The sequence below is a fragment of the Aeromicrobium sp. PE09-221 genome, assembly GCF_002174305.1.
In the GTDB taxonomy this organism is placed as follows: domain Bacteria; phylum Actinomycetota; class Actinomycetes; order Propionibacteriales; family Nocardioidaceae; genus Aeromicrobium.
Genome location: NZ_MIJB01000032.1, coordinates 146127 through 169979 on the forward strand (window position 1 = coordinate 146127; position 23853 = coordinate 169979).

The following is a 23853-nucleotide window of genomic DNA, read 5'->3' on the forward strand; positions in this document are numbered from 1 at the left end:
TCAACCACGCGGGCGGTGGGCTACGCACGTCTCGGCGCGGGTGAGAGGTGCGTAAGTCACCGCCTCGAGCGTGGTGGGCGCGTCAGCGGTGGGCGGCGGCGTAGACCGTCTTCTTCCGCACACCGGTCTGCGCCGCGACCTGGGCGATCGCATCCTTGCGGCTCAGCCCGGTCGCCTCGGCCTCGGCGACCAGCTCGGCGAGGGCATCGTCGTCGAGATCGGCCGGGGCGGCCGCCGGAGCACCGGCGACGACGAGCGTGACCTCACCCCGTATCCCGTGCTCCTGCCCGGCGGCCCAGGCGGCGAGCTCGCCGAGCGGGAGCCGGACGACCTCCTCGTAGGTCTTGGTGAGCTCACGGCACAGGGCGGCGGGTCGGTCCGCGCCGAGAGTCTCGCTCATCGCCTCCAGGGTCGGGACCGTCCGGTGCGGCGACTCGAAGAACACCATCGTGCGGCGGTCGGCGGCGAGCTCGGCCAAGAAGCGCGACCGTTCCCCCTGTTTGCGCGGCACGAATCCCTCGAAGCTGAACCGGTCGACCGGCAGTCCCGACAGCGCGAGCGCGGTGAGCACCGCCGATGGGCCGGGAATCGCGGTCACCTGCAGGTCCTCGGCCACCGCGGCGGCGACGAGCCGGTAGCCGGGATCGGACACGCTCGGCATCCCGGCATCGGTGACCAACACGATGGTGCGGCCCGCGCGCAGCTCTTCGATCAGCTCGGCGGTGCGGCGCTCCTCATTGCCCTCGAAGTACGAGACCACCCGACCGGGAACCTCGACGCCGAGGTCGGCGGCGAGACGGCGCAGCCGACGCGTGTCCTCCGCGGCGACGACATCAGCCTCGGCGAGAGCGGGCCCGAGACGACGCGAGGCATCATCGGCTCGCCCGATGGGGGTGCCGGCCAGGATCAACACGCACTCATCTTCGCAGGCCCCCGAACCCGTCGCCCCGGCCCGCTCCGCACATCTCACACCGGTCAGTCCGCGCAACACAGCGTCCCTCGGCACGGCCACTAGGGTGGAGCGCGTGCTGGAGCGAGTGACGTGGCGCGCGTGGTCGTGGATCGTGCCGAGCGCCCTCGCCGTTCTCGCCTTCGTGCTGCGCGTCATCCGACTCGATCGGCCCGATGTCCTCGCCTTCGACGAGACCTACTACGCCAAGGACGCCTGGTCACTGCTCCAGTTCGGCTACGTCCGCGACTACGTCGACGATGCGAACGACCGCATCGAGGCCGGGAACCTGAACGCCCTCTTCAGCCCGGATCCGGCATGGATCGTGCACCCCGACGGCGGCAAGTGGTTCATCGCCCTCGGCGAGTCGATCTTCGGCATGACCCCGTTCGGTTGGCGGATCAGTGCCGTGATCGCCGGCGCGCTGACCGTACTGGTACTCGCACGTCTGCTCATCTCCCTCACGGGCTCCCTGTGGGTGGGCGCGCTCGGCGGCCTGCTGCTGACCCTCGACGGCGTGCACTTCGTCATGTCCAGGCTCGCCCTGCTCGACATCTTCCTGACCTTCTGGCTCGTCTGCGCCATCGCGTGTCTGGTGACCGACCGAAGACGACTCGGCCACCTGATGGAAGACGGCGGGCGGCCGCGTCTCGGACGACCCTGGCAGCTCGCCGCCGGAGTGTGCTTCGGGCTGGCGATCGCCACCAAGTGGAGCGGACTGTACGTGCTCGCCGCCTTCGGTCTGACCGTGGTGATCTGGGAGGTAGCCGCCCGCCGTCGGATGGCACGCGAGCGGGGTGATCGACCGAGGGCCGTGGTTCCTTCGCTGTTCGGGGTCGGCCTTCCGGCCTTCTGCCGGCTGGTGGTGGTGGCGGGGCTCGTCTATCTGGTGAGCTGGACGGGCTGGTTCTGGCATCGCGGCGCCTATGAGGACCGCTTCGGCCACGGTTACGGGGACTATGCGCCGTGGCCGAGCGTCGAGCATCCGATCGGCGGGCCCCTCGGCGCCGTCCTCGATCCACTGTGCTCCTGGTGGAGCTTCCATGTGATGACCTGGGAGTTCCACACCGGCGACTACCTGGCCGAGAAGAGCCATCCCTACGCCTCGCATCCGCTCGGCTGGCTGCTGCAGTGGCGTCCGGTCGCGGTCGACACCACCACCGATGTGCCCGCTGCGCGGTGCGGGGCCCCGAGTGATTCCAGCTGCATCAGCGAGGTGCTCATCCTCGGCAATCCGATCATCTGGTGGGTCGGCATCGTGGCCATCATCGCCGTGCTCGTCATGTGGTTGCGCGGACGGCACTGGCGGCTGAGCCTTCCGCTGGTGGGCGTCGCGGCGACCTGGCTTCCCTGGTTCGCGAGCACCGACCGTCCGATCTTCTCCTTCTACTCGGTGGCGATCGCACCCTTCCTCATCATCGCGATCTGCCTCGCGGTCCACGGCATGTATCGGCGGGCATCGACACGCGGAATGCTGAGACTGTTCTGGGTCGCGCTCGGCGCGTTCGTCGCCGCAGTCATCGCCGCCTTCGTGTTCTTCTATCCGATCTGGACCGATGTGCTGCTCCCCTACGACACCTGGCGTCAGCGGATGTGGCTCTCGCGCTGGATCTGAGACGATCTCGTCACGACCGACATCACCCGGTAGAGCACCGAGGAGCTGGTGATGACGAACGAGAGCACGGACGAGGCGTTGCTGCGCCGCGCCTGCCGGGACGATGAGAGGGCCTTCGGGGCGCTCTTCGACCGCCATGTCGACGCGGTCTACTGGCAGGCGTTCGGCGTGCTGCGCCACCGCGATGAGGCTCAGGATGTGGCCCAGGAGACCTTCGTGACGGCCTGGCGCCGTCGTCACGACATCACGATCGTCGACGAGTCGGTGCTTCCGTGGCTCCTCGTCACCGCCCGATTCACCGCGCAGAATGTTCGGCGCAAAATCGCTCGTGTGCATCCGGGTGAGCTCCCAGAGGTCGCCGACGGCGCTCGCTCCGCGGACGAGCTGGTCGCCGATGCCGACATCCGCTCGGCGATCGCGGAGGCGGTCGGTCGCCTCACCCCGGTGGATCAACGGCTCTTCGCGCTCTGCCTGGAGGACGACTACAGCTATGCCGATGCCGCGGCCGAGCTGGGCGTCTCCCGCGGCGTGGTCCGCAACCGCCTGTCCCGTCTGCGCAGCCGCCTACGTGTCGACCTTCATTCTGTCCGGGAGGACTCATGACCTCACTCGATGACATCCTCACGCCTGAACGCCGCGAGGAGATCCGGTCGCAGGTTCTCACCGAGGTACGGGCCGATATCGCGGAGCAGGCTCGGCCATCACGAGGACGGATGATGGTGGGGGTGCTCGCCACAGCGGCCGCTCTGGCCGTCGTCGCGGGGATCGGTGTGCAGGTGCTGTCCCTGCTCACGCCGTCCTCGACGGACTCGTCGGTGAGTTCATTGCCCGCTGAGCCACCGGGAGAGGCCGAGAGCGCACCCGGTGGCGAGCAGGAAGGCGATCCGCAGTCCCTGGACCAGGCGGAGCGCGTGGTGGTGACCACCGGCTCTGCCCGGGTGGAGGTCGACGACGTCACGAGCGCGGTGAACGCCGTCGTCGCCTTCGCCTCCGATGAGGACGGCCGCATCGACGCGCAGGAACAGCAGTCGGACGGCCGTGCCGCGCTGACGGTGCGCGTGCCGCCCGATGCGGTCTCCCGGCTCACCTCCCGGCTGGAGGAGCTCGGCACGGTCGAGGACGTGAGCATCTCGCGCTCGGATGAGACGGCCACCGCCGTCGACCTGGCTGCGCGGATCCGTTCGCTGGAGGTGTCCACAGCCCGCCTGGAGGCGATCATGGCCGAGGCGGACTCAAGCCAGGATCTGCTGGCGACCGAGAAGACCCTCGCCGAGCGACAGGGCGAGCTGGAAAGCCTGCAAGCCCAGCGGGCCGCCCTGGAGGGTCGTGCTGAGCTCGCGAGCATCGAGATCACCGTGAGCGAGCGTCCCCGACGCCAGGCGGTGGACCCCGGAGGATTCGTCGGCGGCCTACAGGGCAGCTGGAATGCCCTGACCCGTACGGCCGAAGCCGCGTTGACGGTCGCGGGGGCGCTGGTGCCCTGGTCGCCCTTCCTCCTGGCCGCAGCGGGCCTCTGGTGGTGGTGGCGTCGTTCCCCTGCGTGATCCGGTCCGTCAGAGGCAACGAGCCCAGCCGGCTACGTCCCGGGCTCCGCGATGTGGAGTCGTGCGGTCGAGCGTTACAGCGATCGTCTACGTCGTCGCGTCATCCTCGTCCGCCGTCGGGCAGTGATCGACTGAGCAGCTCCTCTGCGGTCGCCTGCGGTACCGAGAGCGTCACCTGGGTGCCCCATGGGTCATCGACGATGACCGACCGTCCCGTGTCGGCGAATCCGATCCCGCGATGACGCAGCCTGCCCACCAGAGCATCGAGATCCTCCCGGTCCGGCAGTGTGATGGCGACATCGCCAAGGCCCAGCCCGGCGGCGCGTGGGCCCGCACCTGCGCTGTTCCACGTGTTCATCGCCACGTGATGGTGATATCCGCCTGCCGAGGCGAAGAGCGCTCCCGGATACCCCGTCACGGTCGCACCGAATCCGAGAGCCTCTACGTAGAAGTCGTGGGCACGAGCGACATCTCCTACCTGCAGGTGCACATGGCCGACCCTGCCCGACTGCCGGTCGACCGAGCTCAACACGTCCTCGTCGAGATGGGCAGCAAGGTAGGCCTGGGGGTCGAGGTACAGCGTGTCCATCTGGACCTGACCGTTGTCATAGCTCCAGACCTCACGCGGGCGATCGACGTAGAGTTCGATGCCATTGCCTTCGGGATCGGTGAAGTAGAAGGCTTCGCTCACCAGATGATCACTGGACCCGGTGAACCTGCTCCGCGGATCCTTCGCGGCCCGATAGACCGTGGCCGCGAGACTGGCGGCGTCATCGAAGAGGAAGGCGGTGTGAAAGAGCCCGGCCTCGCGCGGATCGATCGCCGGGAGACCGGGCGTGTGCACCAGCCTGACCATCGGAACGTCTCCTCGGCCGAGAACCCGATGCACCTCGCGTCCAATCGCGCGTTCTTCGATCGGCACCAATGCGAGCGCATCGGCATAGTAGGAGCTCATCGTCTCGAGGTCTCCGACGCGCAGGCTGACCGCATCCATGGCGAGTCGTGGCGAGAGCTGGCGTTCGGTGACCTCTTCGGTTGTCTCGGGCATAGTCGGACCTTTCGAGTTCAGAAGCGACGACGTGGGCCGCAGGGGATGTCCGTCGGGACGCCTCGACCGCGCGTCCGTCGACCCGGGTGCTCCGTTCGACGGCCGGGTTGCGCGGCACAGGGTGAGACCTGTGGTCGATACTAGCTCATCTAGTTGATACTTCAACTAGATGAGCCCACCCCGCTTCCCGGGACCCCCGGAGCACACCCCCGCGGACCCCACCTTCAGACAGGAGAGCCAGAGCGGCCGAGTATCATGGCACTGGAATGCCAGCCCGATTCGGCGTCATCAGCCGCCGTAGACTGAAGCCGCGAGGAGCAGATGGCGACACATGAGACGCAGCCGGCCATCGCTCGTCGCAGGCGTACCGGTGTTCCCCGAATCCCCCGCAACGTGGTCCCGCGGCCACGACTGCACCAACTACTGGACGGACCGGAACCATTGGCGGTCGCCCACGGACCGGCCGGGTCGGGGAAGACCGTGTTGGTGGCGGACTGGGTGTCGCTGAGAAATGACGACTGGGCTCTCCTCTGGGTCGATCTGTCCGCTACCGAGCCGGCATTGTTCACCTTCTGGAGGGAGCTTCTCCGGGTAGCGAGCGACTCCGATCTGGTTGATGTCGACCAGCTCGCCCACGGGGTCGAGGATCTCGCTTCACTCAGCGAGCGAGAGGTGCTCTCCAGCCTTCTTCGAACCATTCACCAGCCACTTCTCGTGGTCATCGATGCCCATGAACAGGCGCGCGACGCCTCCGAGGAGATCAGCCGGGCGATACTCACCTTCCTTGCGCCCTTGCCAGACATCAAAGTGGTCGTAGCCACACGATCCCCCGGCCTGCTCGCCTCGGTCCGCACCGCGGCAACGGTCGACGTGGCGCTCATAGGCCCCTCTCAGTTGGCATTCACCGCCGAGGAGACCGCCGCGCTCCTGACGGCAGACGGCGTCCCAGCGGACGCACAAGAGCTCATGCTCCCGCTCTTGGCCGAGGGCCACGCGGTCACCATCCGGAGCGCCTCAGTGGCGATGGCGAGAAGGCTTCGCGACCACCCGCGGGACCGGAGTCAGCTGAGGCAGCGATGGCACGACACACTTCGGAAGGAGATCGAGTCGATTCCCTCCAGCCCGGATGCACGAGCCGTGTTGCGATCCAGCAGCTTGCTCCCTTACGTCACGGTCTCCATGGTCTGTGAGATCACCGGCCTCGGCGAAGACCACTGCGAGCGGATCCTGACGCGGTTCGCGGACGACGGACTCGGGATGTGGACTGAGGTCACGGGCGGGCGGCCGGCATTCCGCTACTCGGACATCGTGCGGGAAAGCGTCGCCGAAGGCGTACGCATCGAGGAGCCGGAATCATCCCGCCGGGTCGCCACTCTCGCTGCACGCTGGATGCACCGAAATGACCAGCCGGTGGAGGCTCTCGCACTCGCTACGGCCACAGGGGATCTGGAACTCGTTCTCGAGCTCGCCATGCCCTCCTTCCCTACGGCCACGGAACCCGAATGGGCCCCCCAGGTACGTGAACTCCTGGCACACCAGCGGCCTGATTGCCTGCGTGAACGTCCTATCGCGGCGATAGCCCTAGCGCTCATGGTCGACGCCGAGCGACGAGGTACCGCCTACGCGCGGATGCTGTTTCCTCAGGCCCTCCTCGCGGCACGCCTCTCCAGGCCCCGGGCCGACCCACTGGACGCCTTCCTGTTGGCCTGCATCGAGAGCTCGGTCGGTCGCGTCACCGGCGATACGAAGCGCGCGCGCCGGGCGATGCGCGAGGCCTGGCAGCTCTACGCCGATCTGGAGCCGTCAGCGGATTTCCCCCTCGGACGACTCGTGCCGACTCTCCTCGCCCAGCTCGGCGTCAGCTCGCTTTCCGAGACCGACTACCGGCAGGCCACGGTGGCTTTCGCCGCTGCGGGGAAAGCGGCCAAGAGCCTGCAACCTCCGGCCCCCGCCGGGCCCCACCAACTGAACACGGTCGTCGCGAAGATCCTCGATGGCGATATCACGGGGGCTCGTCGCCTGATGCGGCAGATCGACCCGGTGGTCCTCGAGAACGGTGAATCCTCCGCGCTGGGGACTCTGTGGAACCTCGGACAAGGCCTTCTGCATCTGGAGGAAGGCCGATTCCGTGAAGCAGAGGTCGCCGCCGCCGCCGTACACGAGAGTCCCAGCGGAGAAGAGTACCGAGCATTGGCTCTCATGGTGCTGATGTTCGCCCGCCTAGCTCAGGGCAGAGCCAACAAAGAAGCCGACAGGATCGCACTCGAACTCAGGCACCATCCCCTCGGCCCCGCGTGGGCGTCGAGCGCTCGACGCGTGGACGACGTTCGCGCCGTACTCCTGCTCGTCGCAGGCCGGCTCGCCGATGTCGAGGCCATCCATCGCGCTCATCCGGCCGATGTCGATGAGCTCGTGCTCTCACGGGCACTCTATGAGATGCAGATCGGTCGCGCAGAGAGCGCCTTTGAGCGGCTCGCGCGATTCACCGTCGACGCGAGGGGGAGCCTGCGGGAGCGCAAGTCTGCCCTGTTGTTCGCCAGCGCCGCGGCAGCACGCTGCGGACGCGACGGAACAGCTCGAGAACTTCTCGGCAAGGTAGCGAGTCTGCGCGAAGCGGCTGGTATGCGTTACCACGGACTGTTTCTGTCTGCCCTCGACCGGCAACGACTGCAGGAGATCGCGCTGGCGACGGAGGATCCTGCCCTCGAAGCGACCCTCCAGGACTACACCGCTCTACCGATCGTCATGCCCAACCCTTCACCGGCGACGCCCTTGACCGAGCGGGAGCGGATCGTGCTCGCTGAACTGACCCGAGGTGGTCCGGCCCAGATCGCCGAGCGTCTCATCGTTTCCCCCAATACGGTGAAGAGTCAGCTGCGGAGCCTGTACCGCAAGCTCGGGGTGACGAACCGTGAAGATGCGATCGCCCGCGCGGTGGAACTCAATCTTCTCGGCATCCAGGCGTAGCCGTCTCCCATCAGCGCCCACGACCTTCCGGGGCTGACGCGTCAGAGCGACGAGAGCATTGGTCGCCTCACATCCGAATATCCGACATTCGCGTGAGGTGCAGCATATGGCCGATCTGCGAGCTCCCCAACGCTGTCCTGGGGTCTGGTCCTGACCGTGGCCGCCCTCGCGACATGGCTGCCCCGCCTGCGTGGTGACCGACCCATCGGCTCGGACGGCTTCCTGACCCATCCGGAACCAGGTTCCGGTTAGAGCGCGTCCACCTCGAACGGGTCGGGCGTCCCGACGTCACCGACCACCGCCGAGACCGCCAGGTAGCCGCGGTGGATGTGCTCCCAGGTCGCGCGATCCACCCGTTCCAGATCTCCCGACTCCACCGCCGCAAGAATCTCACGGTGCTCCTCGTGGGAACTGGCGATGCGTTCCTCGGACCCCAGCAGCAGGTCCCACGGGAAGGCCGACCATAGCGAGGCGATGTGCTCGGACAAGGCCGGCACGCCGCACCGTTCGTAGAAGTGGAAGTGGAAGGCGCGGTTGAGTCTGCGGACCTCCGCAGCATCTCCGAGCCTCGCCGCCGCCTCGATCGAGGCGGCGATGTCACCCGCTGCTCGCAGCTCCAGACGTGAGATCCGCACGGTGGCGCGCTTCATCGCGTACGGTTCGGCGAGTCGTCGCATCACGTAGATGCCGGCCACCCTCGCCGGGTCGACGGAAAGGACCCGCACCCCCCGTCGGGGCTCGGAGATGACGAGCCCCTCCGCCTGGAGGACCTGCAGGGCTTCGCGCACCGGGGTGATACTCACGCCGAACCGCTCGGCGAGCGCGTCCTGGGGCAGTCGCTCACCGCGCGGGTACTCACCGGCCAAGATGAGCCGGCGCAGGGCATCCGCGATCTGGTCCCGCTTGGTCACTCCGGTCGAGTCGTGCTGCATCTTCGCTCTCCTCGTCAGGCTTCTGCCCCGTCGTGCTGCACGTGCCACACCTCGTCGTCAGCTGGGTACGGCGGGGGCGATCCCCAGCTCCTGTAGAATCGCGGCTCCATGCTCGCCCACGTCGGGGATGGGATCCATCCGGGGTTCATGACCCGCGAACGAGATGGGTGGCAGCGTCGCCCGCACCGGGCCGGCCGGCGACGCGACCGTACGCCAGCGGTCCCTACTGCTCAGCTGCGGATGCTCGACCACCTCGTGCAGATCGCGCAGCCGCGCATGAGCGATGCCGGCCTCTTCTAGTCGTCCGGTGAGCTCGGGACCAGTCACGGTCGAGAATCGTTCGACGATCAACGCGTCCAACTCTTCACGATGCCGGACCCGTGCCGCGCCGCTCTCGAACCGGGAGTCTGTGGCCATCTCGGGGGCGCGGAGCACCCCGCGACAGAACGAGCGCCACTCACGCTCGTTCTGCACCGACAGGACGACATTCGTGCCGTCGCCGGCCTCGAACGTCCCGTACGGGGCGATCGCCGCATGGCTGGTACCGGTCCGGGGCGGCGCCTCGCCACCGTACGAGGAGTAGTAGAGCGGATAGCCCATCCATTCGACGAGCGCGTCGAACAGACTCACCTCCAGTGTCGTGCCCACGCCCGTGCGCTCACGCTCGTACAGAGCGGCGAGAATGCCAGAGAAGGCGTACATGCCAGCACCGATATCCGCCACGGGAATGCCGGACTTGGCGGGCTCGGCCTGCGTCCCGGTGATGGAGACGAGCCCCGCCTCGGCCTGGATCAGCAGGTCATATGCCTTGGCGTCGCGCATCGGGCCACGTGACCCGTACCCGTTGATGGAGCAGGTGATGAGACGGTCGTGACCTGCGCGCAGCTCATCCGCGCTCAGCCCGAGCCGATCGGCCGCTCCAGGCGCGAGGTTCTGCACGAACACGTCGGCCTGTTCGACGAGGGCGCGCATGACCTGGAGCGCGGACGGATCCTTCAGGTCCAGGGCGATGCTCTCCTTGGAACGGTTCAGCCAGACGAAGTGACTCGACTGCCCGAGTACTGTCTCGTCGTAGTCGCGGGCGAAGTCCCCGCGACCGGGACGCTCCACTTTGATGACCCGCGCGCCGAGGTCCGCCAGCTGACGTGTCGCGAACGGTGCGGCGACTGCCTGCTCGCAGGAGACCACGAGGACGCCGTCGAGCGGGAGTGCCACGGTGGGCGGGCGAGACGTGGACGAGAACGATGTATTGTGCATGATAAGAAGAATAATGCATTATCAGCCGCGGCCGCTCCTCACGGGCGGAGGCCGAGACCCGGGAGGCCCCATGACCGAGTTCGTCCACACGCCGCTCCTGCCGCGCGGCGAGGACACGACGGAGTACGTCACGCTCGACATGCCCCGACCGAAACTCTCCCGAGCCGCGGGGCGCACCTTCCTCACGGTGCCCGGGGAGACGCTGACGAGCCTGGCCGCGCACGCCTTCGCGGAGATGTCGCATTTCCTGCGCCGCTCGCACCTGCAGCAGCTTCGATCGATCCTCGACGACCCCGAGGCGAGCCCCAACGACCGCTACGTCGCCACGGACCTGCTGCGCAACGCCGCCGTCTCGTCCGGCGGCGTGCTGCCGATGTGCCAGGACACCGGGACGGCCATCGTCATGGCGAAGCGCGGCCGTCACATCCTGACCGACGGGGCCGATGACGAGCACATCTCCCGCGGCATCCACCAAACGTTCGCATCGTTGAACCTCCGGTACTCTCAGCTCGCACCACTGACGATGTACGAGGAGCGAAACACGGGCACCAACCTGCCCGCGCAGATCGAGATCCACGCCGAGGGCGACGCGTCCTACGAGTTCTTGTTCATGGCCAAGGGCGGCGGCAGCGCCAATAAGAGCTTCCTGTTCCAGGAGTCGAAGGCCGTGCTCAACCGCGCGGACCTGTTGCGCTTCCTGACCGAGAAGATCGGTTCGCTAGGGACGGCCGCTTGCCCGCCGTACCACTTGGCCGTCGTCGTCGGTGGAACCTCGGCGGAGTCCGCGCTGAAGACGGCCAAGCTGGCCTCGGCGCGCTACCTGGATACCTTGCCGACCACCGGGGACCGCACCGGACGGGGCTTTCGTGACCTCGAGCTCGAGGAGGATATCCTCGCCATCACGCGCGAACTCGGGCTGGGGGCCCAGTTCGGCGGCAAGTACTTCTGTCACGACGTCCGCGTAGTCCGCCTGCCACGGCACGCGGGATCGTGCCCGATCGCCATCGCCGTCTCGTGCTCGGCCGACCGACAGGTCCTGGCGAGGATCGACGCCGAGGGCGTCCATCTCGAGCAGCTCGAGCACGACCCGGCCCAGTTCCTGCCGGCACCGACGCCCGAGGCCCTCGGCGGGGAGGTCGTCGAGGTTGACCTGAACCGTTCGATGGACGAGATCCGCGAGCAGATCCGCCCGCACCCGGTGGGCACCCGCCTCTCACTGAGCGGGCCGCTCGTCGTCGCCCGTGACCTCGTGCACGCCGAGATCCGCCGACACCTGGCCGACGGCGGCACGATGCCGGACTACCTGCGAAACCATCCGGTCTACTACGCCGGTCCGGCAAAGACCCCCGAGGGGATGGTCTCGGGCTCCTTCGGCCCCACCACGGCGGGTCGGATGGACGGCTACGTGGACGAGTTCCAGGCCGCCGGCGGGTCGCTCGTGATGCTCGCGAAGGGCAACCGCTCTCCGGAGGTGGCGCGAGCCTGCAAACGCCACGGCGGATTCTACCTTGGGACAGTCGGCGGGCCGGCGGCGCGAATCGCCCAGGACTGCATCGCCTCTGTCCGAGTCCTGGACTTCGAGGAGCTGGGCATGGAGGCGGTGTGGCTGCTCGAGGTCCGCGACTTCCCCGCGTTCGTGGTCGTCGACGACCGAGGCAATGACTTCTTCGCCGAAGCGGCCCCACCGCTGCTGTCAATCGGACGCAGACCCCGCTGATCTCCGGCGTTGACAGGGTGACCTGCGGCGCACCAATTGACATTCGAGTGCAATATGAGGAAAGGAAACCTGCGTGCGCGTCGGACGAACCGAGATCAGTAGCACGACGAGGACCGATTCAGCGCCGGCAGCGCTGTGGCCAGCGTCCCCCGAGGAATCGAGCATCGAGTTCCGGCCGGCGCTTCCGGTGGACTGGGAAACCCAGCATGCGCGACTCCGTCGGCTTCCTCGATCACCTGCACAGCGCCCCCGCGGCTCGCGCCATGACGGACCTCCCGCTTCAACCGTGGTGCGACCCGCCGGCGTTCGCCAACCACGGTTCCCTGCGCTCGAGCGACCAGGCGGTCGAGATACCACCGGGGGGCGAGAAGTTCGACTTCGCGCTGAAGATCGGCGCGGTCACCGAAGCATCGTGAGGCGCGGGATCGGGGCATCGTTTGAGGAGCACTCCGGTAGCCGATGGCTCATCGCGCTCGCCAACAACCCGTGGCAGAACGTCGGCCCGCTCACTCCGGGGGTGGGGGCCGGCAGGCCGGATCACTCGCGGCTCGCGACCAATGAACACATCCTGCGCTCGTGCGCAGCAGTGCTGGCACACCGCGAGGCCGAAAAGGAGTCCCGATGAGCACACACGAGGGCCCACTGGCCGGTACCCGCGTCCTCGACCTGTCCACGATGATCGCCGGGCCCCTCACGGCCAGTGTGCTCGCCGACTACGGCGCGGACGTCGTCAAGGTCGAGAACCCGTTGACCGGCGACCCGATGCGACAGTTCGGCGCCGAGCGTGACGGGGAGGGATTGTACTGGAAGTCGCTGAGTCGCGGTAAGAAGAGCGTCGCGCTGGACCTGCGACGGCCACGGGTGCAGGCGCTCGTTCGCTCGTGGGTTCGCCACTTCGATGTCGTGGTGGAGAACTTCCGCCCAGGCACCCTCGAGCGTTGGGGCCTGGCTCCCGACGCGCTTCTGACCTCCCACCCGGGACTCGTGGTGCTACGGGTCACCGCGTACGGCCAGGACGGGCCGTACGCGGACCGTGCCGGCTTCGGCACGCTGGCCGAGGCGATGACCGGCGTGGCGTCTCCGGCCGCTGACGGCCGACGGCCCCTGCTGCCCGACTTTCCGCTGGCCGACGTCATGGCAGGACAGCTTGGCGCGACCGCCGTCCTCTCAGCCCTGCGCGCCAAGGACCGCGACGGCATGGGTGACGTCATCGACCTCGCCATCTACGAGGCGGTCCTGAAGCTGTTGGAGATGCGAATCCTCGACTCCGACGCGAACAAGGACGATGCCCCGGCTGGAAGCGCCTATGGGGCCGTCGCTCCTCGTGGCGCCTACCGGTGCGGAGACGGCGCCTGGATGGCCCTGTCCGGTAGCACTCCCTCGGTCGTGGAACGCCTCCTGCGCACGATCGGCGGTCAGCGACTCGTCGACGATCCTCGTTTCAGCGACAACCTCGCGAGAGTCCGGCACGCGACGGAGCTCGACGCGCTCATCACAGCGTGGTGCAGCGAGCGCACTCGCGACGAAGCGGTCGAGCAGCTCACAGCAGCGGGGTGCGCCGTGGGTCCGCTCGCCACGGTCCGCTCGATGCTCGACGATCCTCAGGTGATCGCTCGCGACTCAGTCCCGGCCGTCGACGACGAGCATTTGGGCACCCTGCGGATGACCAACGTCTTCCCACGGTTCGGTGTGCACGGCTGCCGCCTTCCGGCTCCCGGCCCCCGCGAGGTCGGAGGCCACACGCTCGACGTACTCTCCAGCGACCTCGGACTCGACCGTGCCGACCTCACCCGCGAGTTGGCCGACGACCATGTCGCGCCCAGCATGAAGGGACAGCGATGACGCCGCCCCACACGGTCGTCCACGCCGCCCACCTGTTCGTGCCCGCCGTCCGTCCCGACCTCGCCTCGAAGGCCGCCGGCTCGGCGGCGACGGCCGTCATCCTCGACCTGGAGGATTCGGTCCCTGTCGAACAGAAGGCACGGGCCCGCGACGCGCTCGGCACGATGGCCGAGACGCTGGCCGCCCAGGGCAAGCACGTCATGGTGCGTCCGAACAATGAGCCGGACCTGCTGTTCGATGACGTCGACGCGGCTCTGGACGCCGGCGTGCGCGGCATCGTCCTGCCGAAGACGGAGTCCGTCGACCAGTTGCACGAGCTCGATGAGTACCTGCGCGCCCGCGAGGCGTCGATGTCCGGTGCGCTGGAGCGGATCGGCCTGGAACTGCAGATCGAGTCGGCCCGCGGGCTGCTGGACGCGCCGCGCCTCTCGGAAGCACTCGAACGGACCCAGGCGATGATGCTCGGGGTCGAGGACTTCGGCACTGACCTGGGGGTCGATCCTCAGGATCCGGAGGGTGACTTGCGCTGGGCACACGGGCAGCTGCTGCTCGCCGCGACGGCCAGCGGTGTGTGGCCGTACGGGTTGATCGGCGCGTTCAGCGACTTCCGGGACCTGGAGGCCTACGCGCGCGCGGTGCGTATGTCGCGAGCCTTCGGGTACGTCGGCGCCTACTGCATCCACCCCCGGCAAGCCGAGATCGCCGCCACAGGCTTTCGACCGGACGAGGAGAAGGTGCGTCACGCCCGCAGGGTCGTCGACGCTTTCGACCGGGCGGAAGCGCAGGGCCGCTCAGCCTGCTCCCTCGACGGAGCCATGGTCGACCTCCCCGTCGTGGAGCGGGCACGTCGACTGCTGCGGAGAGCCGGCGAGGACACCTGACCGTTATCAGCGAGGAAGGCTGAGCGGGCCAGGTTCAGGTGTCGGTCGAATCTGCCGCCCATAGCTCACGGAGCTCGCTTTTGCGGATCTTTCCCGCCGGGGAAAGCGGGAGCTCAGCGACCTCGACCAGCCGGTCGATCCGCTGGTACGGCAGGAGGTCTTCGTTGACCTGGAGCTTGACGTCCTCGAGCGACATGGCGCAACCGTGAGTACGCGTCACGAAACCGATCGGTACCTCACCATCACGTTCGTGTGGGACACCGATGACGGCGGCCTGCTGAACCGCGCCGGTGGCCTGGAGTCGTGCTTCGAGGTCAGCCGGGTAGACGTTGTATCCCTTGCGGATGATGATGTCCTTGGAACGGCCGGTGATCCACAGCCATCCCTCGTCGTCGAAGCGACCGAGGTCACCGGTATGCACCCATCCGTCTCGGAACTGCTCGAGCGCCTCGGCCTCCTCCACGGCCTCATACCCCGCCGTGACCTGCGGTCCTCGAACCCAGATCTCCCCTGAATCACTCGCAGCAAGCTCCGCGGCAGGAGTACGAACCTCGATTTCGGTCCCCACCACTGGCAGTCCCACCGAACCGATCGGGGCGGAGACATCCTCGACCAGCGGAGGTGACGCGACCAGGCAGGTGCACTCCGTCAGCCCGTAGCCCTGCACCACCCTGGCCCGTGGGAACAGCTCTACGCAGCGGACGTGGACACTCGGACTCAGAGGACCTGCCCCCGAGGACAGCACCCGGATCGAGGTGAGGTCCCAGTTCCCCTTCTCCGCCACGTCGCACAATGCGTTGAACATGGCGGGGCTGCCCGTGATGTACGTCGCGTCCCATTCGTCGATGAGATCGAGCATGGTGTTCGGCTTGAACCGATCGAGGAAAACGACCGTGTGCCCGGAGACCAGGAAGAAGGTGAGATTCACCAATGCATGCGCATGGTACAAGGGGCTCACGAGAATCGTCGTTCCGCCGCTGGTCTGCACCAGCGGAGATGCGATCGAATCGAGACGTTCCACGCGGAGCCCATCGGCATGCCGGACGATATCGGCACCACAGCGCCAGATCAGCATCTGCCTCACGTTGCCGACGACGTTATCGTTCGTGACGCGTACCGCCTTGGGCATGCCCGACGTGCCACCGGTGAAGACCAGGTGGGCCAAGGCATCGGCTGGAGCCCACGAGTCGGCCGGCCTTACTTCCGACGAACCCTCACGAAGCACTCTCTGCTCTACGTGCTCATCGAAGGACACCGCCTCCACCGAGCGATCTCGGATGTCCGACAGCAGCATGTCGACGCCGTAGCGGGAACACCTGCGCCGCACCTCTTCCTCGACCATGCCCGGGTCGGTCGGGACCACCGTGGCTCCCAGGGACTGAAGCGCGTAGTAGGCAGCGACGAGCCACCGGCTGTTCGCCATCGCGACCGCGACGCGAGAGCCCGCCCCCATTCCGTTGCGCGCCAGCGACGCTGCAGCCTCGGACACGAGATCGCCCAACGCCTCGTAGCTCACGCTCCCGGAAACGTCCCGGAGCGCGGCACGGGAACCGTGCTCGGCGAAGGACCACTCGGCGAGCTCGAAGACCGTGGTCTCGAGAGTTTGTGTCCATGGAAAGTCTGATTGCGTCAACAACGTCGGCTCCGTGCTTCGATCGATGGCTGGCCCGTGGTCCCTCGGCACTCGATCGCGTTCACGGTGCGGGAGCAGACGGCTTGAGGCCGGACCTGGATCCGGTGAAGAACTGCGGGTCGACGAGTCTTCCGTGCTTCAGGAGATTCTCGGCATGACTGAGCTGGTGCAGCGCGAAGCTGGTCTCCAGCGCCGCTGGGCGACCTTGCGCGTCCTGAGCCGCATTGACTGCCTGCTTCACCAGCTTCAACGCGAAAGGAGGCTTGCGGGCGATCACAGAGGCGAGCTCCTGGACGGTCGCAGCCAGCTCGTCGTCCGCGACCACGCGGGTGACCATGCCGAGATCGAGCGCCTCACGTGCGGTGACGGGCTCGCCGGTGAAGAGCATCTCCTTCGCTCTGCGCACACCGACCTCCCACGGGTGGTGGAAGAACTCAGCCCCTGCCACAGCCATGTCGATGGTCGTGTCCTGGAAGTACGCCGACTCCCCCGCGATGATGATGTCGCAGGGCCACACCAGCATGAGGCCACCGGCCACCACCGCTCCCTGCACCTGAGCGATGGTCGGCTTCGGGATGTTGCGCCAGCGCTCGCTGAAGCCAAGGTACATCTCACGCTCTCGACCCATCTGGGCCTCGATGTCCGAGCACGAGAAGCCACACCACGTCCCCACGGTCTCCCATCTGGACATGGCCCCGATCTTGTCCGGCTCATTCATGTCGTGCCCGGATGAGAAGTGAGCGCCATTGGCCTTGAGGACAATGACCCTGACTTCGTCGTCATGCGCTGCACGATCGAAACACTCATTGAGCGAGTACAACAGATCGGTATCTTGAGCATTTCTCTTTTCAACGCGATCCAGAGTGATTCTGGCAATGCCCTCTGCGCTGACCTCGTAATTGACGCTCAATGTGAACTCATTTCTTATGGTCGCTTTCGTGAATTACTATCGATCATCGTTCGATCGGCTATATCAGATCTGTCAGCCACGGGAAGGCGACAAGAAGTCCCACGGAGAGAAGGAGTACCGCGATGAACGGAAGGCTTCCGATGACCACCTGTTTGATCGGAACACCGGAGTGCTTGCTGACGATGAACAGGTTCAGACCAATAGGCGGGGTGACGAGGCCGATCTCCAGCAGAAGCACGAGGAGCACACCGAACCACACGGGGTCGAGCTCGAGCGCCACGATCAGCGGAAAGACCACCGGCAAGGTCAGGAGCATCGAACCGATGAGGTCCAGGAACAGTCCGAGCACCAAGTAGAAGCCACACAGCAGGAGAATCACCCCCAGCGTCGAGAGCGCACTCTGCTCGACGACCGTCACCAACTCCCGTCCCACGCCGGAGACAGTGACGAAGTGAGTGAACACGTACGTGCCGATGAGGATCAGGAAGACCATCGACGTCGCGGACACGGTCGACTCGAGCGCGCGTCCGATGGCGGGTCGATCCAACCGACGCATGGCCAGGCCGAGGAGCAGCGCGCCCGCGGCCCCGAAGGCCGATGCCTCGGTCGCTGTGGCTACACCGCCGTAGATGACGCCGACGATGAGGGCGATCAGTGCCAGAGGGCCGACGAGCACCCGGGTGCTGCGCAACCGGTCTCCCCAGTCGACCAGCCCAGCCGTCGCCTTGTTCGGGCTCCTCAGGTTCATGCCGACCACCACGAGGATGATCAAGCCGGCGATGAGCAGGCCCGGGACGATCCCGGCGATAAGCAGCGCTCCTACCGAAGTCTCCGTCTGCACGCCGTAGAGGATCAACGGGATGCTGGGAGGGATGAGGGCAGCGAGGGTGCCCGTCGTGGTGGCCACCAGGCCCGAGGCCTGCGCCGGGGAGTAGTTCCCGCGGACCATCGCCGGGACGGCAACACGTGCCATCACTGACGTCGCTGCGACACTCGACCCCGACAAAGCTCCGAAACCGGCGCTGGCGACCACGGTCGTGACGCCCGAGCCTCCGGGGATACGACCCACCCACTTCTCGATGGTGTCGAAGAGCTCGTCGGCTACCCGGCTCTCCGAGAGGAACATCGCCATGAGGATGAACAACGGAATGGCGATGTACGTGGGATTGCTGATGCTCCGGTAGGCGGTCGACGACAGCACGCCGACGAGAGTGTCCGGGCCACTGATCAAGATGATGCCTATCCCGCCGACCAACAGCATCGACAAACCAATAGGCAGGCGCAGGAGCAGGATCCCCAGGAAGAGGATGATGAGTACAGCGACGAGCACGGATCATGCCCCCTTCACGGGGTCGAGCTGCGACGCCGGCACGCCGAGACCAGCGCGGGGACCGGGTCGGAGCTGAAGCAGCAAGGTGAGGATGAGCAGCCCGGTGCCGACGCACACGAGCATGTACCCCGGTGCCAGCGGGTAGCGCAGCTGACCAGATGAGGTAGCGTTCGAGGCCCACGCTTCAAGGGCACGATCCCAGTTCGCGCGCATCAGAATGCTCAGCATGTACGCGGCAGGAATGTGGGTGAGCCATCGAGCCGCCAGCCCTCGCCGACCGACCAACCAGGAGGCGAGAGCATCCAGTTGTGCGTGTCCCCCTCCTCGCTGCGTGTGTGCGAGGCTCAGGTACACCACGGCGATGAGGAGATACTCGCCAGCGAACTGGTAGGCACCCGGAACGCTCGATGAGAGGAAGTACCGCGATCCGGTGTCGATGAGGACGAGGACCATCATGACGAACAGAGCAGCCGCGGCCACCCGGGCGGCCTGACGCTCGATCGTCCGCACCGCTCGGTCGAGATTGTCGATCACCGTAGGCTCCGTTCGCGTCGCAGTGGTCGACGTCGGCCCAGCCGTTGGGCTCGTTCAGCCGTCCGCGTCACTGCGCTGCCTCGCGGAACGCCTCATAGACCTCTCGGAAGTCGGCGCTCTGAGCTTCAAGGTACGTGGCATTGAACTCTTCGAAACTCTCGGTCCACGCCTGACGATCCGCACCTTCCATCCGGCGCACGGTGGCTTTCGCGAGGTCCTGTTCCACGATCTCGGCGACCGCCTGCGTCTGGGCTTTCGCGTACCCCTTGAGCAGTTCCTCGGAGGCTTTCGTGAGCACGTCCTTCTCATCGTCGCCGAGTGCGGCGTAGACGTCGTCGTTGATGATGAAGCCGAAGCCGGCTCCGCCGAGCCCACTGTCGAGCGTGGCGAATGCCGTCAGCTCGGCGAGCCCGTAACCCCTGAGGTTGGTCGGATCGACAGCCACGGCGTCGATGACCCCGGTGTCGAGGGCTCCGTACAGTTCCGAGGAGGTCAACTGGATCGGGTTGGCTCCGACGTGAGACAAGTACTCGCTCGCCGTGCCGCCGGCAGTACGCACCCGCATGCCCTTCAGGTCCTCGGGGCTGTTGATCTCGGCGCCCTTCGTGTAGAGCTCGGTGGGCGGAGTCGCCATGGCGAAGAGCGGCCGCACCCCGTGGTCGAGGAAATCGCTGGACAGCGTCGGCTCTTGCTGACTGATCTGGTGGTAGGCCTGCGATCCCTGCTCGGCAGTGGCGAAGGTGCCCGGCATCCCGAAGAGGGACGCTGAGATCGGTGTCCTTCCGGGGTCGAAGCCGACGACGAAGTACGCGATGTCGGCGACACCGTCGGCCACGAGTGTGTGGGCATCCGCGGTGTCACCGAGCTGACCTGCTGGAAAATAGTCGATCTCGATGGACCCATCGGTCCCGGACTCGACGGCCTCGATGAACGGCTCGACGTGATCAGTCGAGAACATGTGCTCCGCCGGGATGCCGGTCGCCAAGGTGAGTGTCGTGACGCCGCCGTCGCCGTCCTCGCCCGGAATCGCACAACCTCCCAGTGCGAATGCCAGGGCGCCAAGTGTCGTTCCAGCGATCAGTCTCAGCCTCATCATGTCTCCTGTCGATGCGCAGCGAAGGCTGCCCAGTAGTTCTCCCAGTGATCCGTGGGGCCCGAGAGCCGCCGTCCAGCCGGAGCCTCCGGCCGTTAGCGGGGTCCATGACCCTCCCTGCTCCGTCCCGGAGCTGAAGTGGTTCCCGGTGCAGCGGATCCCTCCAAGCGACCCTGTCGAGTGACCCGGATCACGTGAAGCGGTCTCATGCAACCACGCCGATGCATACGCAGTCCAGGAACGCGCGCTTATTCAGTCGATAAGCCGAACGTATGACGAAATAGCGTCACTGGAACCAATTATCCGCGCGAGCGTGGCATCCTACTTCCTGTACATCTCGCGGCGTGCGTCGCCGCTTGGTGGAATTTGGAGAGTCCACCGCGAGCACCTCGCGCGCGCATGACGAACGGAGTCGACCATGACCGGTCCCGGAAATTCAGCACCACAGAAGATGGCGTTTTCGATCGACGACATATTCTTGTGGCGCGGCGTTCCTTTTCCGCCAGGATTCGACGCCTTATCGGTGACAGAGAGTATCCTGCACGCCTTCGAGACGCATGGCATCGAGGGCGTCTATCTGTTCTCCAGCACAGCACCGCTAGAGGACGATCCCAGCCTCGCGCGTGCACACGAGATGTGGACCGATGCCGGTCACCACATCGGCAACCACGGGCACGCGCACGCGAGCCTGAACTGGGCCGACCCCGACGCGTTCATCGAGGACGTGCGTCGCTCGGAGCGGTTCCTGTCCCCATGGCTCGAGCAGGCTCCCCGCAAGTACTTCCGGTTCCCGATGGACATGTGGGGCGACCCGCGGGAGAAGACGGACGCGGTGCTGCGATTCCTTGTAAGCAGCGGCTATATGACTGCACCTGCCACCTACTGGTTCTACGACGCACAGTTCATTCTGCCGCACACCAGAGCCGTCACCTTGGGGAACGACGCCGATCGCAGCAAGCTCGTCGACCTCTACGTCGAGACGGGCGTCCACCAATATCAACTCCATCGCCAGCAGCTCACGAGAGTATTCGACAGAGAGGTCCCTCTCATCGGACTCGCGCACGGCTCAGCCATCACAGCTGAAGCCTTGAGCCGCTACCTTGGTCGGCTCCTGGAGTGCGGTGTGGAGTTCGTATCGCTCGAGGAGGCGATGACGGATCCCGTCAATGCCTACCCTCCACCCATCTCGACACCGATGTTCCGAAATGCCACCCAGAAGTGGAGCGAGGCACTCGGACACGAGTTCGATGGCGTTCCACCGACGGACGTCCTGCTCGAGGTGGACGCCATGAGTCCCATCGATGGCATGGACTACGACACCGTCTTCGGCGGCATGCGACAGCAGGCCGCGGCAGCCCTTGGTGGCAAGGTCGATGCCGCGCAGTTCGACTGGCGCAAAAGCCACTGAGCCGGCCCACCGTTCCCTCGGCTTGAACCGAGACGATGCCGAGGGAGGTCAGGTGAGACCCGTGGCCGGGGGCCGGTTCGAAGAACCGGGCCTAGAATGCGGCGTGTCCAGTGTTGACTTCAAATTGCTCGTCCATTTCGTTGCCGTCGTACAGTATGGCAGCTTCTCGGCCGCCGCCGCAGAGCTGGGCGTCAGTCAACCGACCGTCTCTCGGAGCATCAACAGGCTCGAGACCTCCCTAGGCGCGCTCCTGCTGGATCGGAGCCCACAGGGAGCGACATTGCTCCCCGCAGGGCGACGGATTCTCGATCTGGCCGAGGAGATCCTCGCCGACACCCGAGCGATCCGCGACAGGCTGACGTCAGTATCCACTCTCAGAGCCGGCTCGCTTCGCATCGCCGTCGCCCAGAGTCTGGTCATCCATCCGATGGCCGATGTCATCAAAGAGCTCAGCGTCACCGCGCCCGGTGTCCTGGTGAAACTGGTCAATGCGGAGTCGCCAGAGCGGGTCGCGGATCTCGTGCGCTCGGGCCAGTGCGAGGTCGGGCTCGCCGACGGGGAGACCTCGGCTGCCGGCACGGTCAGTCGCCGCATCGGCGATCGCAGGGTCGTCCTGGCGGGCTTCCCAGGTGACGACTGGCCTTATGGCCGCGGGAGGAGACTGCCCTTCGAGGCTATCGATGCCGTGCCCTTGATCACCGGCCCGATGAACGGAGCGATGGAACGTCTGGTTCGTGACTCGCTCAGCCGGCCTCCGGCGCGCGTCGCGGTGCGCTGCGGCAGTTGGCGCGCCGTGTGGGACCTCGTGGCATTGGGCGTCGGTTGCGCGTTGCTGCCGGAGGCCCTGGTGAGGACGGAGTTGGACGGCGTCCCGTACTGGAAGTTCGAGCCGGAATTGACGCTAACCGAGCATCTGATCGTCCGTCGAGGATCGATCAGTCCCGCCGCCACTCTCTTCGTCCGACTCATCGAAAACGCGAACGCAGGTCGCGATGAACTCCCGGGCGATGGGTGAGACCGTGGACCGGGAGTAGACCAGCCCCAAAGGCGTTCTCAGAGGCGGTTCCAGCCGGGCGATCACCGCTCCTCGACGACGAGCCTCCTCAATGAGCGGTCCTTCGATGAAGCATCCCCCGAGGCCGCGCATGACATAGGCCAGTCGCGCCTCCCGATGCTCCAGAACCAAGGAGGGCATGGTCGGCCTGCCGATGCTCCGCACCATGTCCTCGATCACCTGGACCCTCACACCGCCCCGTTGGACCACGATCATCGGGAGATCGGGAAGATCCTCCCACCGCATCGCCTCACAGTCTCGATCGAGCCGCGTCTCCGGAGGGTAGGCGACCCAGGTCTCGTGCCACCCGAGATGGACAGTCTCGAGGTCGGAGATCCGGTCGATCTGCGCCACGACGTCACCCGCGAGATGAGCTAAGAAGATCTCGTAGCTTCCGTTCGCGACGTGCCCGACACCGTCAGCCTCGGAGGGGACCTCGGCGATGTTGAAAGTCACACCGGGATTGAGACGTTTGAAACGGGCCACCGCACGAGCCAGCGCCCCGAACGCCATCGAGGGGGTCACGGAGAACTCCACCAGCCCCTGAGACCTCGACGAGTCACTGACGGCAGACGAAAGCTGCATCATTCGTCGTCTCAGCCGTCTGGCCGGACCGATGATCGCGCGAGCGGCAGGAGTGGGCACCATGCCCGTCGCAGTCCGATTGAACAGGTCGCTGGAGAGCTCATGTTCCAAGGCATGCAAGCCCTGGGACACCGCCGACTGAGAAACGCCGAGAGCCAGCGCCGCCGCGCGCACGCTGCCGTGCTCCGCGATGCTGACGAAGTACTCAAGATGTCGAGGGTCCACCGGAAATCCTCACTGTGACGATGATGTCGGCTCACCGACGACGAAGCCACGCCCCCACCAGCCTCCGCGGAGAAGGCGTCGATTCCTTAGCCCCCGCCTGGCCTGTGTCGCACGTTCGGACCTCCACGGGTGGCGATATCGACCCTTCATCGTAACGCCACCACCGCCAGACACTCAGCGGGAGCGGTTGGAGAGGCGCAGTTCACTGCGCAATACACAACAAGAGCCCGGCCGATGGCCGAACTCTCGTCCCTAACCGTCTCACATCAAACGACCTCATCTGCCGCCGATGTCCCGACTCTTCAATGGTGGACCTCCGTAGAGACTTT

General features: G+C 66.4%; 20 protein-coding genes. 10 read left to right on the forward strand and 10 right to left on the reverse strand.

The genetic code is table 11. The features are described 5' to 3' along the window. Nucleotides 1-82 precede the first annotated feature (82 nt). The gene (rsmI, locus tag BHE97_RS17560) at nt 83-913 is read right to left on the reverse strand and encodes a 16S rRNA (cytidine(1402)-2'-O)-methyltransferase (RefSeq protein ID WP_236757766.1); all 831 of its coding nucleotides are present in this window, start codon (nt 911-913) and stop codon (nt 83-85) included. Nucleotides 914-1025: 112 nt separating this feature from the next. Between rsmI and BHE97_RS17565 the strand changes: the two genes are divergently transcribed. The 3 genes from BHE97_RS17565 to BHE97_RS17575 are packed head-to-tail and all read left to right on the forward strand — an operon-like array spanning nt 1026 to nt 4108. After that, entirely contained in the window at nt 1026-2564 is a 1539-nt protein-coding gene (locus BHE97_RS17565; RefSeq protein ID WP_236757767.1) for a phospholipid carrier-dependent glycosyltransferase, read from the forward strand. Nucleotides 2565-2615: 51 nt separating this feature from the next. Further along, nucleotides 2616-3167: an RNA polymerase sigma factor gene (locus BHE97_RS17570; RefSeq protein ID WP_087625331.1), complete on the forward strand. Its 552-nt coding sequence runs from the start codon at nt 2616-2618 to the stop codon at nt 3165-3167. Next, a complete protein-coding gene (locus tag BHE97_RS17575) occupies nt 3164-4108 on the forward strand; it encodes a DUF4349 domain-containing protein (RefSeq protein WP_087625332.1) in 945 nt (314 codons plus the stop codon). Before BHE97_RS17570 ends, BHE97_RS17575 begins: the two co-directional genes overlap by 4 nt. A 100-nt stretch (nt 4109-4208) precedes the next feature. Here BHE97_RS17575 and BHE97_RS17580 read toward each other — a convergent pair whose 3' ends face one another. After that, nucleotides 4209-5156 carry a VOC family protein gene (locus BHE97_RS17580; protein WP_087625333.1) on the reverse strand — a complete coding sequence of 316 codons (948 nt, stop codon included), beginning with the start codon at nt 5154-5156 and terminating at the stop codon, nt 4209-4211. Between the two features lie 321 nt (nt 5157-5477). Between BHE97_RS17580 and BHE97_RS17585 the strand changes: the two genes are divergently transcribed. Beyond that, nucleotides 5478-8123, forward strand: coding sequence for a LuxR C-terminal-related transcriptional regulator (locus tag BHE97_RS17585; RefSeq protein ID WP_087625334.1), 2646 nt, complete (start codon nt 5478-5480; stop codon nt 8121-8123). A 248-nt stretch (nt 8124-8371) separates the two neighbouring features. On the opposite strand, the gene BHE97_RS17590 is transcribed toward BHE97_RS17585, so the two are convergent. Beyond that, nucleotides 8372-9055, reverse strand: coding sequence for a GntR family transcriptional regulator (locus BHE97_RS17590; protein WP_087625335.1), 684 nt, complete (start codon nt 9053-9055; stop codon nt 8372-8374). 57 nt (nt 9056-9112) lie between these two features. After that, nucleotides 9113-10312 (reverse strand): CaiB/BaiF CoA-transferase family protein, encoded by a 1200-nt coding sequence (locus BHE97_RS17595; protein ID WP_087625336.1) that lies wholly within the window; start codon nt 10310-10312, stop codon nt 9113-9115. A 70-nt stretch (nt 10313-10382) separates the two neighbouring features. On the opposite strand from BHE97_RS17595, the gene BHE97_RS17600 reads away from it, so the two are divergent. The 4 genes from BHE97_RS17600 to BHE97_RS17615 all read left to right on the forward strand — a co-directional run bounded on the left by BHE97_RS17600 (nt 10383) and on the right by BHE97_RS17615 (nt 14752). Then, nucleotides 10383-12029, forward strand: a complete 1647-nt coding sequence (locus BHE97_RS17600) for a FumA C-terminus/TtdB family hydratase beta subunit (protein WP_087625337.1) — start codon at nt 10383-10385, stop codon at nt 12027-12029. Nucleotides 12030-12235: 206 nt separating this feature from the next. After that, nucleotides 12236-12445 (forward strand): hypothetical protein, encoded by a 210-nt coding sequence (locus BHE97_RS17605; RefSeq protein ID WP_087625338.1) that lies wholly within the window; start codon nt 12236-12238, stop codon nt 12443-12445. A gap of 205 nt (nt 12446-12650) precedes the next feature. Next, nucleotides 12651-13871, forward strand: coding sequence for a CoA transferase (locus BHE97_RS17610; RefSeq protein WP_087625339.1), 1221 nt, complete (start codon nt 12651-12653; stop codon nt 13869-13871). Continuing rightward, nucleotides 13868-14752, forward strand: a complete 885-nt coding sequence (locus BHE97_RS17615) for a CoA ester lyase (RefSeq protein ID WP_087625340.1) — start codon at nt 13868-13870, stop codon at nt 14750-14752. The genes BHE97_RS17610 and BHE97_RS17615 overlap by 4 nt, the downstream gene beginning before the upstream one ends. A gap of 34 nt (nt 14753-14786) precedes the next feature. On the opposite strand, the gene BHE97_RS17620 is transcribed toward BHE97_RS17615, so the two are convergent. The 5 genes from BHE97_RS17620 to dctP all read right to left on the reverse strand — a co-directional run bounded on the left by BHE97_RS17620 (nt 14787) and on the right by dctP (nt 20252). Further along, complete coding sequence (locus BHE97_RS17620; protein WP_140400246.1) at nt 14787-16385, reverse strand: class I adenylate-forming enzyme family protein; 1599 nt, start codon at nt 16383-16385, stop codon at nt 14787-14789. 61 nt (nt 16386-16446) lie between these two features. Continuing rightward, nucleotides 16447-17295 carry an enoyl-CoA hydratase gene (locus BHE97_RS17625; RefSeq protein ID WP_087625342.1) on the reverse strand — a complete coding sequence of 283 codons (849 nt, stop codon included), beginning with the start codon at nt 17293-17295 and terminating at the stop codon, nt 16447-16449. 58 nt (nt 17296-17353) lie between these two features. Then, the gene (locus tag BHE97_RS17630) at nt 17354-18625 is read right to left on the reverse strand and encodes a TRAP transporter large permease (protein ID WP_087625343.1); all 1272 of its coding nucleotides are present in this window, start codon (nt 18623-18625) and stop codon (nt 17354-17356) included. 3 nt (nt 18626-18628) lie between these two features. Next, nucleotides 18629-19159, reverse strand: coding sequence for a TRAP transporter small permease (locus tag BHE97_RS17635; RefSeq protein ID WP_087625344.1), 531 nt, complete (start codon nt 19157-19159; stop codon nt 18629-18631). A gap of 67 nt (nt 19160-19226) precedes the next feature. After that, nucleotides 19227-20252 carry a TRAP transporter substrate-binding protein DctP gene (dctP, locus tag BHE97_RS17640; RefSeq protein ID WP_170931487.1) on the reverse strand — a complete coding sequence of 342 codons (1026 nt, stop codon included), beginning with the start codon at nt 20250-20252 and terminating at the stop codon, nt 19227-19229. A gap of 523 nt (nt 20253-20775) precedes the next feature. On the opposite strand from dctP, the gene BHE97_RS17645 reads away from it, so the two are divergent. Continuing rightward, entirely contained in the window at nt 20776-21660 is an 885-nt protein-coding gene (locus BHE97_RS17645; RefSeq protein WP_170931488.1) for a polysaccharide deacetylase family protein, read from the forward strand. Nucleotides 21661-21763: 103 nt separating this feature from the next. Beyond that, nucleotides 21764-22675 carry a LysR family transcriptional regulator gene (locus BHE97_RS17650; protein ID WP_170931489.1) on the forward strand — a complete coding sequence of 304 codons (912 nt, stop codon included), beginning with the start codon at nt 21764-21766 and terminating at the stop codon, nt 22673-22675. On the opposite strand, the gene BHE97_RS17655 is transcribed toward BHE97_RS17650, so the two are convergent. Continuing rightward, a complete protein-coding gene (locus tag BHE97_RS17655) occupies nt 22562-23524 on the reverse strand; it encodes a LysR family transcriptional regulator (RefSeq protein ID WP_087625348.1) in 963 nt (320 codons plus the stop codon). The genes BHE97_RS17650 and BHE97_RS17655 overlap by 114 nt on opposite strands. Nucleotides 23525-23853 lie beyond the last annotated feature (329 nt).